General features: G+C 46.0%; 16 protein-coding genes and 1 pseudogene. 11 read left to right on the top strand and 6 right to left on the bottom strand.

Annotation, left to right across the window (positions count from 1 at the left end; genetic code table 11):
- Positions 1-598 (top strand): transposase (locus AKL11_RS10635; protein WP_216636790.1); only part of this gene is annotated, 598 nt, incomplete at its 5' end.
- A gap of 222 nt (positions 599-820) precedes the next feature.
- On the opposite strand, the gene AKL11_RS10630 is transcribed toward AKL11_RS10635, so the two are convergent.
- Positions 821-2,038: a VTT domain-containing protein gene (locus AKL11_RS10630; protein WP_067517151.1), complete on the bottom strand. Its 1,218-nt coding sequence runs from the start codon at positions 2,036-2,038 to the stop codon at positions 821-823.
- 108 nt (positions 2,039-2,146) lie between these two features.
- Between AKL11_RS10630 and trmH the strand changes: the two genes are divergently transcribed.
- The 5 genes from trmH (at position 2,147) to AKL11_RS10605 (ending at position 6,094) form a co-directional block, all read left to right on the top strand.
- Positions 2,147-2,833 (top strand): tRNA (guanosine(18)-2'-O)-methyltransferase TrmH, encoded by a 687-nt coding sequence (gene trmH / locus AKL11_RS10625; RefSeq protein WP_067517150.1) that lies wholly within the window; start codon positions 2,147-2,149, stop codon positions 2,831-2,833.
- 27 nt (positions 2,834-2,860) lie between these two features.
- Positions 2,861-3,742, top strand: coding sequence for an acyl-CoA thioesterase II (tesB, locus tag AKL11_RS10620; protein WP_067517148.1), 882 nt, complete (start codon positions 2,861-2,863; stop codon positions 3,740-3,742).
- A 325-nt stretch (positions 3,743-4,067) separates the two neighbouring features.
- Positions 4,068-5,090: a polysaccharide deacetylase family protein gene (locus tag AKL11_RS10615; RefSeq protein WP_067517146.1), complete on the top strand. Its 1,023-nt coding sequence runs from the start codon at positions 4,068-4,070 to the stop codon at positions 5,088-5,090.
- Positions 5,091-5,160: 70 nt separating this feature from the next.
- Complete coding sequence (locus AKL11_RS10610) at positions 5,161-5,505, top strand: c-type cytochrome (protein ID WP_067517144.1); 345 nt, start codon at positions 5,161-5,163, stop codon at positions 5,503-5,505.
- A 55-nt stretch (positions 5,506-5,560) separates the two neighbouring features.
- Positions 5,561-6,094 (top strand): DUF2878 domain-containing protein, encoded by a 534-nt coding sequence (locus tag AKL11_RS10605; RefSeq protein ID WP_067517142.1) that lies wholly within the window; start codon positions 5,561-5,563, stop codon positions 6,092-6,094.
- 11 nt (positions 6,095-6,105) lie between these two features.
- Here AKL11_RS10605 and AKL11_RS10600 read toward each other — a convergent pair whose 3' ends face one another.
- Positions 6,106-6,591: a hypothetical protein gene (locus AKL11_RS10600; RefSeq protein ID WP_067517140.1), complete on the bottom strand. Its 486-nt coding sequence runs from the start codon at positions 6,589-6,591 to the stop codon at positions 6,106-6,108.
- A gap of 179 nt (positions 6,592-6,770) precedes the next feature.
- On the opposite strand from AKL11_RS10600, the gene selD reads away from it, so the two are divergent.
- Positions 6,771-7,805 carry a selenide, water dikinase SelD gene (gene selD / locus AKL11_RS10595; protein ID WP_067517138.1) on the top strand — a complete coding sequence of 345 codons (1,035 nt, stop codon included), beginning with the start codon at positions 6,771-6,773 and terminating at the stop codon, positions 7,803-7,805.
- Between the two features lie 140 nt (positions 7,806-7,945).
- Here selD and AKL11_RS10590 read toward each other — a convergent pair whose 3' ends face one another.
- Both AKL11_RS10590 and AKL11_RS10585 read right to left on the bottom strand, forming a co-directional pair.
- Positions 7,946-8,191 carry a hypothetical protein gene (locus AKL11_RS10590; RefSeq protein ID WP_216636469.1) on the bottom strand — a complete coding sequence of 82 codons (246 nt, stop codon included), beginning with the start codon at positions 8,189-8,191 and terminating at the stop codon, positions 7,946-7,948.
- 186 nt (positions 8,192-8,377) lie between these two features.
- Positions 8,378-8,737 (bottom strand): annotated as a pseudogene (locus AKL11_RS10585) (secondary thiamine-phosphate synthase enzyme YjbQ).
- Between the two features lie 92 nt (positions 8,738-8,829).
- Here AKL11_RS10585 and AKL11_RS10580 point away from each other — a divergent pair.
- Both AKL11_RS10580 and AKL11_RS10575 read left to right on the top strand, forming a co-directional pair.
- The gene (locus tag AKL11_RS10580) at positions 8,830-9,294 is read left to right on the top strand and encodes a hypothetical protein (protein WP_067517135.1); all 465 of its coding nucleotides are present in this window, start codon (positions 8,830-8,832) and stop codon (positions 9,292-9,294) included.
- Positions 9,295-9,393: 99 nt separating this feature from the next.
- Complete coding sequence (locus tag AKL11_RS10575) at positions 9,394-9,879, top strand: DUF1097 domain-containing protein (RefSeq protein ID WP_067517133.1); 486 nt, start codon at positions 9,394-9,396, stop codon at positions 9,877-9,879.
- Between the two features lie 76 nt (positions 9,880-9,955).
- On the opposite strand, the gene narL is transcribed toward AKL11_RS10575, so the two are convergent.
- Positions 9,956-10,606, bottom strand: a complete 651-nt coding sequence (gene narL / locus AKL11_RS10570; protein WP_067517131.1) for a two-component system response regulator NarL — start codon at positions 10,604-10,606, stop codon at positions 9,956-9,958.
- Entirely contained in the window at positions 10,599-12,476 is a 1,878-nt protein-coding gene (locus AKL11_RS10565) for an ATP-binding protein (protein ID WP_157673504.1), read from the bottom strand. Before AKL11_RS10565 ends, narL begins: the two co-directional genes overlap by 8 nt.
- A 267-nt stretch (positions 12,477-12,743) precedes the next feature.
- Between AKL11_RS10565 and napF the strand changes: the two genes are divergently transcribed.
- Both napF and AKL11_RS10555 read left to right on the top strand, forming a co-directional pair.
- The gene (gene napF / locus AKL11_RS10560) at positions 12,744-13,268 is read left to right on the top strand and encodes a ferredoxin-type protein NapF (RefSeq protein WP_067517127.1); all 525 of its coding nucleotides are present in this window, start codon (positions 12,744-12,746) and stop codon (positions 13,266-13,268) included.
- Positions 13,265-13,516 (top strand): chaperone NapD, encoded by a 252-nt coding sequence (locus AKL11_RS10555; protein ID WP_067517125.1) that lies wholly within the window; start codon positions 13,265-13,267, stop codon positions 13,514-13,516. The genes napF and AKL11_RS10555 overlap by 4 nt, the downstream gene beginning before the upstream one ends.

Below are 13,516 nucleotides of genomic sequence, written 5' to 3'. Positions count from 1 at the left end.
GCCTCAATCGGATGAGAGCATGGCTGAAGCTCGTCGCTGCCTGCAGGAACGCACGGCTAACGCACGATCGAATGATTTGGCAATACCTTACCGTGTTCGTATATATGGTGAGGCAAACTATCAGGCAAAGAGTTGGAAAGGACTGAATACACGTGTCATCTATAAAGCTGAAGTCAATCAGATGGGTGACAACCCTCGTTTCGTGGTGACATCCATAACAAACGCTTCAGCACAGTGCATTTATGAACAGTTTTATTGTCCGAGGGGACAGGATGAAAACTACATCAAACATCTGAAAAATGACCTGTCGTGCGATCGAACATCGGATATGAGTTTTCGGGCGAATGCGTTACGCATGTATTACGCATGCGCTGCCTATGTTTTGCATTATGAAATGAGAGCCATTGCATTGAAGGGTACTGAGTTAGAGAAGGCACAGCCTTCAACAGTGATTGCCAAATTGTTCAAAATTGCTGTTAAGGTGGTGGAGTACAAAGATCGTGTGAAGTTACACCTGCCCAGCAGTAACCCAATGAAAGAGGTACTGCAGCGAATTACAGAAACGTTTACTGCCCTGCCGTTCCCCAAACCGGGGTAACAGACACAACACTTTGAATAAAAGGCACGAAATTGAATCAGCAAAACAAGCTGAGGGTTCGTCATGCCAAATACTCGGAAAATCGATTATTTTATAGCGGTAAAAAGGTGCAGTTAAGCATGACCGAAAGGCAGAAGAGTTTGTTGCTATGCTCTGCAAGGATTTGTTTGTTCAAAAAAACATCACTTCTTCTGGCTTAGCAGCATTTATGAAATATCCGGGTTAGGCGTTTTCTTTCATTTTTTGCCACAGAATGGTTGTTAAAGCCCAGAACAGCCCTATTGAAATCCCGGCAATAACATCGCCAATCCAATGGACATGTAGAAACAGTCTCGATAGGCCTTCCATGAACATAGTGAACAGCCCTAAAGACGATATTATCCATTGCCACTTTAAAGGTTTATGTATCGCTAAAGTCCCCACTATCCAGGTAACCACAAAAGTCGTGGCCGTAGTGTGTCCTGATGGGAAAGAGTATGGATCCAGGCTCATTGCCATAACAGGCCGAGAGCTATCTACCAGATATTTAATGCCCCAGACAGAAACTGCCATGAAAACACTGCCTGCAATAACAGGCATTATCTGTAACGTCTTTTCGAATCGGTACTGCCACAACCAGGCACCAATAATCAAAATGGCCAGAAATGGGATACTCCCCATCAATGTCAACCATTCCATCGCCTTAACAACCCAAGGCTGATAGAGCGGAGCAAGCCATACAAAGAACAGTCTGTTTAATAGATCAAAATAACCTGCAACATTGGACGAAATGATAAAAATACACAGCACAAGACTGAGTATCAGATAAAAAGATAACGATAGCCGTAATAACTTACCCAGATAATGAGCAATGACTGGTAGCAGTACCGATACGGCAATCACTGTGACAAAAATCTTAATCAACTGGTCTGGTATTTGATCATGCACTTGCAGCGCTGCACCGGTGAAATATCCGGGCAAAAGATAGACCGGAGCCCAACCAACAGCAGAAAGAAAGTTAACCGGAAAGAAATACACTGGTCGCATATTCATCATTCCCGCTACTGCAGGAATAATCGGCCGAATCGGGCCAACAAAACGTCCAATCACCACACTTAATACACCATATTGTTCAAAAAAGCCGTCCCCACGCGCTATCCATTGAGGATGGCTTTTGAAAGGCCATACACGACGTAAGTTTTCGTGATAGTGATAACCCAGGAGAAAGCTCAACCCATCACCTATCACAGCCCCGGCAAATGCCCATGCGAGAATGGGAAAAATGCTCAGTTCAGCTGCGCCTGCAATAGCGCCAAGAGCAAACAACATGGCAACACCCGGCAGAACAATGCCAACAACTGCCAAAGATTCCAGGCAAGCCACCAGCGCGATGACAGGTCCAACCCAAATGATATTGCTCTGCAACCAGAGGTGCAGGGTGTCCAGATAGCTGTGATCCAATGTATTACTTCCTCCGGAGAGCTGTTATTCTGAATATTCTCAGAAAATTCTAATAAAAACACAGCGCCCATTTTTGAAATCAAGCGCCATAGCCTACCTGAAAAAAACATGACACCGGAACGTTATCGTAAATTTTGCGAAGTACTGGATAAACGACAGCCCGACCTGACCGTATTGATGGATCAGGTTCACAAGCCTCATAACATCTCAGCCATTATCCGCACCTGCGATGCTGTGGGCATTCACGAGATTCACACGACACAGCCCAAACGCAGCAATCGTTTGTATCGAAGAAAATCCATGGGCAGCCATCGATGGGTAAACCTGCAGGATCATCGCTCTTTTGAAGAGAGTGCTACCGCATTAAAAAATCGAGGTTTCAAACTCTTCACCGCGCATTTTTCCCCTTACAGCATACCTTATTACCACATTGATTTTACTCAACCCTGCGCCATTGTTCTTGGTGCAGAAAAAGACGGCGTAAGCCCTGAGGCAGCAGCACTGGCCGATCAACACATGATTATTCCTATGGTGGGTCATGTGTCCTCCTTTAATGTGTCTGTCGCTGCTGCCATTATTCTTGTAGAAGCCCAGCGGCAACGAATGGAGAAAGGGCTGTATAACACTCGAAGATTGGATGATGACACCTGCCGTAAGACACTGTTCCGCTGGGGCTATCCGGAGCTGACCCGGTATTGCGATGAACGAGGTCTCAACTATCCTGAAATTGACGACAAAGGACAGTTAATTGAACCTTCTCTGTGGTACAGTCAGATTCGCCATTCACACACGTAAAAACCCTTACCGTTTGAGAGAAACAGGATGAACGAAGTACTGGAAGAACTGATCAACCAGTTATCACTTGAGCCCATCGAAAACAATATTTTCCGCGGGCAAAGTCAGGATCCAGGCTGGGGACGGGTGTTTGGTGGGCAGGTTATTGGTCAGGCACTGTCTGCAGCACGTCAAACCGTTGATCCGGCTCGTCATGTTCACTCCTTTCACAGTTACTTCCTGCGGGAAGGCGACAGCAGTAAGCCCATTGTTTATACCGTCGACTGCATTCGGGACGGCAGAAGTTTCACCACCCGCCGGGTTGTTGCGGTGCAAAATGGCAAGCCCATTTTCAACCTCTCCGCCTCTTTCCATATTGACGAACCTGGCTACGAGCATCAGGACAAAATGCCGGACGTTATCGCTCCCGAAGAAGCGATGAGCGAAACCGAGCTTGGCGAAAAATACATCGATCTGATTCCGGCAGGCATGAAAAAGCATCTGAGCACTGCCAAGCCTATCGAGATAAGATTTGCCGATCCGTTAGATCCAATGGCGGATAATGGTCGTGCACCCAACCATAAAATCTGGATTCGTGCTAACGGACAGCTGCCGGATAACTCCGGTCTCCACAAATACCTTCTGGCCTACGCTTCCGATTTTCAGTTTCTCTCTGCCAGCCTTTATCCACACGGCGGCGCAGGATTCCAAAAGCCGATTCAAATCGCCAGCTTGGATCATGCCATGTGGTTCCACCGCCCCTTCCGCATGGATGAGTGGTTGTTGCATTGTGTCGAGAGCACCACGGCTCATGGCGCCAGAGCACTGGTGAGAGGACAGATTTTTAATCAAGCCGGAGAACTGGTGGCATCCACCACTCAAGAAGGGCTGATTCGGGAACTGAAGAACTCGGAGAAACAAACCTTTTAATGTACCAAAACTGGCCAAGACATTGATAAAAAAAGGGTTTTTACCCGCCTTAAACTATTGTCTAAAGGCGAATCAGCAATCGCCTTTTATAATTGAATATGTTCGCTATTGAAATTTAACCGCCGCCATTCGACATTCGTCCTTCAAAATGGCGGCTTTTTTTTGCCAATTTCACACGTAGTTGGCACGATAGAAGATAATCTCTAGATAACGATAAAATCCAGACAACCGATCCTAAGGATATCCTGTGAATTTGAGTTCGCTATCACATCAGGCACTCCGTCCGTGCCGCCAGTTTCTTTTATCTCTTACCAGCTTTTTGATCATGGCTGCATCAAGTGCCATGGCATCAGAATCTATTGTGATTCTGCAATACCATCACGTCAGTGATAAAACACCAAAAGTCACCAGTGTTACTCCTGAGACATTCAGAAAGCACATGGGCTACCTGCACGACAATGGTTTCAATGTGATCTCGCTGTCGGAAGCCGTAACTGCTTTGCGTAACAAACAGGACATTCCGGAAAAAACGGTGACCATCACATTTGATGATGCTTACCTGAATATCTATGAGAATGCCTTCCCCATCCTGAAGAAGTACAACTATCCCTTCACGCTGTTTACCGCCACCGTGCCAGTGGATAAACGCTATAAAAAATTTCTGAGCTGGGGTCAGATCAACGAGATGGCCAATGCTGGCGCCACCATTGCCAACCACACTCTGGAGCATGGCCACAGTGTTGAGAAACTGCCCGGTGAAACCAAGCAACAATGGCTGACAAGGTTCCAGAAAGATTTGGAAGCCACCGAAACTCGAATCAAAGAAAAAACCGGTCAGAGCGTTAAGATGTTTGCGTGGACGTTCGGAGAAACCACGCCTGAACTGCGGGGTTTGTTAGACGACCTTGGTTATGTTGGTTTTGGCCAACAATCTGGTGCTGCCAGTATTTATTCCGATTTCACTCGCTTGCCACGTTTTCCCATGGCTGGCATTTATGGCGTGAATGATTTCGGGATCAAGGTTAAAAGTAAGGCGCTACCCGTGACCGTTCAAACGCCAGAGTCCTCCATCATTACAAAGGAGAATCTTAAGCCTGAACTCAAGCTCACACTTGCTGCTGGTGATTATCAGAAAAAACAGGTGAAGTGTTATGCCACTGGGCAGGGTGAGCTGGAAGTCATTTGGCTTGACGACGAGAAAACCCAATTTAAAACACAGGCGAAATCACCACTGCCCGCTGGGCGTTCCCGCTACAACTGCACTGCTCCCTCTAACAGCGGCAAAGTGTATTACTGGTATTCCCACGCCTGGTTAAGGCTTACCGATGACGGAAAAGCATTAAACTGATTGATGCTATATGCTGTATGGGAAGTCCATACAGCATCTGCCACGAATAAACATAAGCAGGCAACACATCATGACGTTCTTATACCCTCGGGTAGGGCTGGCCGTATTGCTATCCTTACTCATCTCAGCATGTTCCGATCAAACATCGACCATGGCAACACCATCCCACCTGACCGCAGCAAAAGCAAAAGCCATTCAACTCTGTGCTGGCTGCCATGGTCCACAAGGTATAGGCACAGCTCCGTTTAATCCAAATCTGGCATGCCAGAAAAAGGTGTACATGGTCAAACAACTGAATGACTATCGGAATGGTTCCCGCACCAGCCACCTACCTATGGCAAACATAGCTAAAATGCTCTCGGAGGATGAGGTGGATAGCATCAGTGAATGGTACTCCATCACCGGCTGTCCCTAATCCAAAACCAAAGTTATTACGTACTCAATGAAAATTGTCGAATAATTATCTCAAAATGCAGAATGATAACGTTAAATTACTGATCAACTTCCTGCTGTTCCAGTTCGGATGGTTTTCCTGTGTGCTCGGTGGCAACCAGATTGCATGGATAGCCACCATCATCATTCTGATTATCCACTTTCGATGGGTAGGCAATTGGCAAAATGAAAAACAATTACTGGCAGTCACTTTCCTGCTCGGTTGTGCCGTGGATAGTTTTTTAGGCAACCTGAATATTCTGCAATTTCAAAATCCATCAAATGACACAAGCCGTATACTTCCGCTCTGGCTTGCCTGCCTCTGGTTACTCTTTAGCACAACCCTTAGGCACAGCCTTGATTGGTCACGTACTCATCGATGGATAGGTGCATTACTGGGCTTTGTTGGAGGGCCACTCAGTTATCTGGCAGGTTCAAAACTCACTGATGTTTCACTTGCCCAACCGGCTTGGCAGACTTTGTTAGTGCTAGCTGTTATCTGGGCCATTGTATTGCCAGTCCTGCAAACCTTCTCGCAGGTGTTACTGGAAAAACAAAAGCCCAGCTTATGACCATAGCTCTTCTAGTCTATTTCTGCTTCGTACTCTTTGTAAGCAAAAATTCGGTTGATGCATGGGCTTTTAAATAATCGCGAAAACCAATAGAGGCAGAACTGCTCCGCAGGCATTGCCTGATCCGGCTGAAGTTGACTGGTAGCAAAATGATCAATCACAACTCTGTCACCATTGTCGTCCAGAACAGCAAACTGCAAGCCTGGACCCGCGTTAGAGCCATCTTCCTTTGTATAAGAATCACAATAGAAAATCAGATCAAGTTGAATGCGCCAGATATCACGTTTACTCAGCACCATCAGATGGAAACGTGCGCTATTGAATGCTTGGTCATGGTTAGCTGAGACAAACTCAACCGGCTCTAACCAACACTCCGATTTTCGAATAAGTAGACCGTTAACCTGTTGTGGCTCATGAGAAAACCACTGCTGAAGTACTGCCGACTGATTATGAAGTACATCAACGACAGAAGAACAAGGTAAAGTAAGCGCTCCCATCTAACTCTCCTAACTCATCAATTCTTTTTATTATTATGTTGTTGTCAAAATCAACTTCCTGTTGACCTATCTTTTATCACAGCGTTATCACATTAGAAACCTTTGTTGTCTATTTTTATGGGTGAATATTTTTTCTCCGATGGTAGAGTGGCTCCACCAACTCATTATGGGTATTGCAGATGAACGATGTAAAACTTACTGAGTACAGCCATGGCGCTGGCTGTGGGTGTAAAATTTCTCCACAGGTACTGGACAGCATCCTTAAAACCAACCTGACACTTCCAGAATTTCCAGCCCTGGTTGTCGGCAATTCAAGTAAAGATGATGCTGCCGTTATGGATATTGGCAACGGTGAAGGCATTATCAGCACAACCGATTTCTTTATGCCCATTGTTGATGACCCTTTCGACTTTGGCCGTATCGCTGCAACCAATGCCATTAGTGATATTTACGCCATGGGCGGCAACCCCATTATGGCGATTGCTATTCTCGGCTGGCCTATCAATACCTTGTCTGCAGAAGTGGCGGCAAAAGTCGTCGATGGCGGCCGTCAGGCTTGCGCCGATGCTGGCATTCCTCTGGCAGGCGGCCACAGTATTGACGCCCCGGAACCCATGTTTGGTTTAGCTGTGACTGGTCGTGTACTTCTTGAGCACCTGAAAAGAAATGATCACGCTGTAGCAGGCCATAAGCTCTTTCTTACCAAACCTCTGGGCGTCGGTATTCTCACCACAGCGCAAAAGAAGAAAATACTGAAAGAAGAACATCAACACATAGCAACGGAAGCCATGTGCACGCTGAATAAAATTGGTGCAGACCTGGCACTGCTGAATGGCGTGAGTGCGATCACCGATGTGACCGGCTTTGGTTTGCTCGGGCACCTTCTTGAGGTGTGTGAAGGAAGTAAAGTTAAGGCAACGATCTTTAGCGACAAACTCCCATTACTGCCACACGCAGAGGAATATCGTTTACAAGGGTGCATTCCAGGTGGCACTGAGAGAAACTTTGCCAGCTATGGTAATAAGGCCGCTGAAATATCAGAAGCTCAGAAACAAATTCTGTGTGATCCACAGACCAGCGGTGGTCTTCTGGTTGCTGTCGATCCATCCATTGAAGAGGCATTTCACAACATTACTGAACGCTATGGCCTATCTCTGGAAGCGATTGGTGAACTCTCAGCGCACGACGATGGCTCATGGGTAGAAGTCGTTTGATTGATTAAGCCAAGGCTGTAAGACTTTTTCAGGATACCGTCCATCCCTGGCATACCCTGAAAATTGCTCCCGGCATTTTCAGGATACCGTCCATCCCTGGACATAAAAAAGCCCGGATAAACCGGGCTTCAATTGTTGGATCAAATAGGCCTGTTGCCATAATCTCCGGAGGGTTTTTGGGGTGGATCTGCCGTGATATTCGATGGAACAGATTCGATTTCTCCGCCTTTTTTCAAGAACTCTTCAATTTGTGAGTCCAAGCTTTCCCGAAGCACTTTTCGAGACTCGACGGTTCGTTCGTCAGCCGGTTCATCCCGACTTCCCAGAAAACCAATATCAGCGCCATTAAAACCAGCAGCAGCTTTTGTAGGCTTTTTCCTTGCCATAGCTATATCCTCTAGGTACTGGTAATCAGAATTATTATTCCAAAAAACAATCTACACCCTGTTTTTTTGAATAACTCTTCTGACGTTGCAATGTTGACTTCTTGTCCGATTTTTATAGTTATAGACTAGCATCATCCATATGCCAGTTTTCTCCCCTCCTTTCGTCGTTTACATCTGAAATTATCATTACGTATAAGGAGCGCCTTGTAAAGTGACGAGTACGTTACGACATCCTCCATTATCTCTATGCTCTCCAAGCCATACGCCTTGTCAGGTTCCCAATGCAAACCGACCATCCACAATGGGAATCATTACATCGGCACCGAAAAGACTGGATTTAATATGCGCTGGCATATCATCACTGCCCTCTAATGTATGCAGATAATAGGCTTCATTTTCAGGCATATATCGATGACAGAAGGCTTCCATATCATGCCGTACATCCGGGTCTGCATTCTCATTTATGGTTAACGATGCGGATGTATGCTGAATGAATAAACGAGGAGAAAATGTTTCTGTAACCACATGTTTAAGCCCTTCATAAATACAGCCGATTGGTATTGGTCAGCCCATTCAATTCAGCACGAATTAAACCATCATTTTTCTGACACATTTATGGGAAAGTTATAACGCATCTGATGAAACTTGACACTTTATGGAACCAACAAATCGTCAAAGCGTCACTTCTGCTCGCCTTGCTAAGCTGCTTTTCTGCTTCAACCAGTGCCGTCTTTGATGGACCAATGAACCCTTCCGGCTGTACATTCGATGATCTGCAAAACTTCTATCTTCAAGAGCTTGGTATTGAAGGCGTAAAACTGAAATATAAACGTCAGCGTATGAAAAATCCCTATATACGTGGCTTTACACGTCCATTGAATAATGGTGATTTCCTGATAGCCCTTGCCGATGGGCTGGAGCCCAGCGAGATACGCATTACTATGGCTCACGAACTGGTTCATGTACGTCAACTGTTGAACGATAAAATCAAACGCGCAGAATTTGAAAAGCACTATATGATCAGAAGTTTTGAAGATGAGGCCTTCCGCCTCAGCCTACCATTAGCTATCAAATTCTATACGGAGCATAGGTGTAACCACTGACAACAATCGTTTATTCTAACAGACCTCCCCGTAATAACCCCCATTGGATCATCACATTAACCCGTCATACTGGATGCTCAGCAATGGGGATCACCATCCATGCCACAACTTTTTTGTATCGCTTTGACCACCGGCCTTTTATCTGGCCTATGGGCCTGGATAGCAGACAGCTTTCACCTATTGACCTGGGCAGGCTTTCTTGGCTGCACCAGTTTCTTTGCTACTCAGGGTGACTTGCGGTCGTTAGCGGGTAGCATTGCCACTAATATTTCCGGCATCGTCTGGGCAATGGTGATGATTTACGCTTCCACCATCATTGAAAGCAGCATAATTAATTATGTAGTCATTGCTGTCGTATCTTTCCTAATGTGCATTCAGGCTCATAAAAAATGGCTCGCCTACATTCCCGGAACTTTTATTGGCGCCTGCAGCACGTTTGCTGCAAATGGTGACTGGAAGATAGTGGCTATATCTTTATTGATCGGTGCGTTGATTGGCTACGCTATGAAGCATTCAGGTCTGTGGCTGCATCGTTTTCTGAAAAAAGAAAGCGCCGTTGATAAAGCGTTGAGCAGTATTCAATAAAATCTCAGGGGCTACTCTGGTCGCTTAACCTCTTATCTGCATTTTCTACACTGACGATACAACAGCAATATAACAATCAGCTTTCTTCAGAATGCTGCTTTACTACCAATATCGCTGCCTCAACCCTCGATCTTACGCCCAATTTTTTCAACAACCTTTTTACATGAACTTTTACCGTTCCCTCACTAATAGCAAGCTGTCGTGCAATCATCTTGTTAGCCAGTCCCTCTGCAACCAGATTTAATACTTCGTGCTCTTTGGAGGTCAGAACCTCCAGTGGGTCTTTCTCCTCCTGTACAGGCCGTAGTATGGAAGCAAGCACTTCTGCCAGCCGGTCGTCAACAACCAACCTGCCACTGGCCGACTCCTTAATTCGAATCAACAGCTCTTCTGGCTCCATGTCTTTTAACAGATAACCATCCGCCCCCGCCCGGAACATCCTCGCCACGTCTTCCCGGTGCTCCGATACCGTCAGTACAACTACACGACTATCAACACCTTCTGCCCGGAGTATTTTCAGAGTTTCCAGACCATCCATGCCTTTCATGTTCAAATCCAGCAGAATCAAGTCCGGCTCAAGCGTCAATGCCAACTGAACACCGTCTTGCCCACTCCCGGCTTCACCAGTAACGAACAAGCCTTCTTCTTCATTGATCAGCTGAGCAAGACCTTTTCGCAACAAGGGATGATCATCAATCAGTAAAATTTCAAGATTGGGTTTATCCATGCTCTATTTCTTCCGCTAGCTGAAACTCAAGAATCACACTGGTGCCACCTTTGGCTATGTTGGCAATCGTCAGGGTTCCTTTCATGGTTGCCGCACGCTCACGCATGATGGTTGTGCCATAGTGGCCTGAAGCAGATGATTTCCCCTGAATACCACAACCATCATCCTCGATAGCCACCCGAATTTGTCGGTCCACTGTCTGATAACAATGCACCTCCGCATGGGCAGCACGGGCATGTTTGATGACATTCACCAAGGCTTCCCGAACAATCTGCACAATATGTATCTGATCATGGGCGTCAATGGGGCAATACCTTAACTGGTAATTGAGACTAAATTGAACCTCCTGCGAACGCTCCCTGAACTCTTCCACCGTTTTCTGCAGTGTTTGTCTCAGATCATCCTCTGGTAATGACAATCTGAAGGTTTTTAATAATTCCCTCAGCTGGACATAGGCATTACCAATACCCTCACCAAGCTCATCAAGAATCGACATTACGGAGGGATCATAGTGGAAGTGCTGTAATTGACGACGCAGCCTGGCAACCTGAATTTTCTGATAAGACATTGCCTGCGCCAGTGAATCATGGAGCTCCCGGGCAATTACCGCTCGCTCTTCTATCAATAACATTCGCTGAACTCTGGTTCTCATACTGCTCTGATACAAAGAAGTCGCAACAATGTCTGCGAATGTCTGTAACCATTGACGGCTTTCTTCAGTAATTATTTGCTCTCTATCCACAGAAACTTTTAAAAAACCATAGTCGTTATTTTTAGCGACCAAAGGAAACTGCCAATTCTTTTCTGATTGGATTCTGTCGTCACCTCTTACATCAATAACTAACTTACATCCAGAACAGTCAACGGTACTGCAATTACGAGCCAGTCCATCATCTGCCACTTTTTGCAGCAACTGGCTATTGGCAGTATCAGAAATGCAGAGAAAACACTCCTTCAAACCCAATACCACTTTCCACTTCTGCAACAGAGCAACCACCTGCACCTCATCATAAGGGTTGGTTGCCAGATTTTGTGAAGCTTCATAAAGCAATTCTAATGCATGGTTTGACTGGGAAAGCGCCTGCGTTTTTTCATTGACCTTGCTTTCCAGCTGACCATATAAACGCCCAAGGTCACTCGCCATATCCTGGAAAGTGCGAGTCAGATTTCCCATTTCATTTCTGGCTTCATAAATCAGGTTTACATCATCAAAGCTGCCATTCTGAATACGGGCCGCAGCCCTGCCCAAATCCTCCATGGGTTTAAGTAGATGACGATTAATAAAGCGCAGCACAAGAACACCCATGGCCAGTATGCCAATCAGCACCACCAATGCCGTGATAAACAACTGCTGAAGTTTTTTCTCAGTATGGCGCTGTAGAGAGTTCACCATGTCATCAATAAGATCGACAAAAGCCGGTACCTGATCGATAAAAGCTTCATAACCAGCTGCATCTTGCAAAAGCGGTTTCATCTGACCCCGCCATTGGCTCAACACCTGACGATATGCATCGCCCATCTCCGAAGTGCTATCTAACCACTTGATAAGTGGTTCACTCTGAAGGCTCGAGTCATAAATAGCCACCAGACGACCCAATGTTTCCGTGCTGGTTAGCTCAGGTATTAGTACATGCTCAGCCAGTCGCCATGATTGCATGCGCAGTGAGCCAGCAATATTTATGGCAGAAGCATCGCTATCCGTCACAGTGGCAAACCACAGTGAGCTGCCAACACTGATCAATGCTAAAAGACAGATGCCGGTTATCACCATCAGAGCCTTCTGGCGCAAGGTAATGGCTATTCGATGTCTCTCTGGCAAATCACCTGCTTTCCTATTTTGACCCAGATCAATTCTCCTGAGATTAATCACCCGTACCCCTAAATATCCTTAGCGTACTGTTTAATGCCTGCACGCCCTCTTCAAAATAAGAAAAACCCTATTTTAAAGGTACTTATGGTGGCTGCATCTGATATTGCTCATAAAGACACCATCAGAACATACCTCTAAAGAGGTACTTTGCAACTACCTCCGCCTGAATCGACCATTTTTCCCGTATTTACTGGTTCTGGGAGAGTTTTATTATTTGTTCACAGACAACTTCTTTACATTAAAACGCATAGCGGAAGAACAGTCACTATGGGAGCCAGCCAACTGCATTCACGACGTCGCTTTCTGATGGGCAACCGTCAGATCGAACCTGTTGTTCGTCCACCCTGGACGCCTTCTGAAACAGAGTTCCTAGACCAGTGTCGTCGATGCAATGATTGCGTTACCGCCTGTGAAACCGGATTGCTGAAAAAAGGCAGTGGCGGTTATCCAGAGGCCGATTTTTCACAGTCTGGTTGTTTGTTCTGTGATGCTTGCAATGATGCCTGCACCCACAACGTTATCCAAAAATCAGATCTTCCGGCATGGCATTTAAAGGCTGCCATTAGTGACCAATGTCTGGCTAAAAACGGTGTTCATTGTCGAACCTGTCAGGAAAGCTGCGAACCTCAGGCGATTCATTTCAAATTACAACCCGGTGGTATCGCATTGCCAACTTTAGACACTGAACGCTGTACCGGCTGTGGTGAATGTATAGCTCCCTGCCCGATAAACACCATAACAATGACGTCTTATATCCCCCGGAAAAACACACTTATGGAACAGACCCTATGACCAAAACCATTGAAATCTGTGCCATCTCCGGCGTAGTCGTCCATGCACATCCAAACAACTGTCCTGCGGTTACCACGGCATTAAATAGCCTGCCCGGCGTCGAAGTCCACTTTTGCGATCCTCACGGAAAACTAGTGGTCACCGTAGAGGAATTGCCCGGTGAAAAACTGATGGTTGACCGGCTAACTGAAATAAATGCGGTAGAAGGGGTTCTCTCTGCTGCGCTGATTTATGCACACCAGGAGTAA

The sequence above is a fragment of the Endozoicomonas ascidiicola genome, assembly GCF_001646945.1.
GTDB lineage: Bacteria > Pseudomonadota > Gammaproteobacteria > Pseudomonadales > Endozoicomonadaceae > Endozoicomonas > Endozoicomonas ascidiicola.
Note: the sequence above shows the minus strand (reverse complement) of the source record. Positions and strands in the feature narration are given on the sequence as shown.

Bases quoted from the DNA above. Each gene is read 5' to 3' on its own strand.
- trmH (WP_067517150.1), top strand. From the start codon at position 2,147: ATGACACCGGAACGTTATCGTAAATTTTGCGAAGTACTGGATAAACGA.
- tesB (WP_067517148.1), top strand. From the start codon at position 2,861: ATGAACGAAGTACTGGAAGAACTGATCAACCAGTTATCACTTGAGCCC.
- AKL11_RS10615 (WP_067517146.1), top strand. From the start codon at position 4,068: ATGGCTGCATCAAGTGCCATGGCATCAGAATCTATTGTGATTCTGCAA.
- AKL11_RS10610 (WP_067517144.1), top strand. From the start codon at position 5,161: ATGACGTTCTTATACCCTCGGGTAGGGCTGGCCGTATTGCTATCCTTA.
- AKL11_RS10605 (WP_067517142.1), top strand. From the start codon at position 5,561: ATGCAGAATGATAACGTTAAATTACTGATCAACTTCCTGCTGTTCCAG.
- AKL11_RS10600 (WP_067517140.1), bottom strand. From the start codon at position 6,591: ATGGGAGCGCTTACTTTACCTTGTTCTTCTGTCGTTGATGTACTTCAT.
- selD (WP_067517138.1), top strand. From the start codon at position 6,771: ATGAACGATGTAAAACTTACTGAGTACAGCCATGGCGCTGGCTGTGGG.
- AKL11_RS10590 (WP_216636469.1), bottom strand. From the start codon at position 8,191: ATGGCAAGGAAAAAGCCTACAAAAGCTGCTGCTGGTTTTAATGGCGCT.
- AKL11_RS10580 (WP_067517135.1), top strand. From the start codon at position 8,830: ATGAAACTTGACACTTTATGGAACCAACAAATCGTCAAAGCGTCACTT.
- AKL11_RS10575 (WP_067517133.1), top strand. From the start codon at position 9,394: ATGCCACAACTTTTTTGTATCGCTTTGACCACCGGCCTTTTATCTGGC.
- narL (WP_067517131.1), bottom strand. From the start codon at position 10,606: ATGGATAAACCCAATCTTGAAATTTTACTGATTGATGATCATCCCTTG.
- napF (WP_067517127.1), top strand. From the start codon at position 12,744: ATGGGAGCCAGCCAACTGCATTCACGACGTCGCTTTCTGATGGGCAAC.
- AKL11_RS10555 (WP_067517125.1), top strand. From the start codon at position 13,265: ATGACCAAAACCATTGAAATCTGTGCCATCTCCGGCGTAGTCGTCCAT.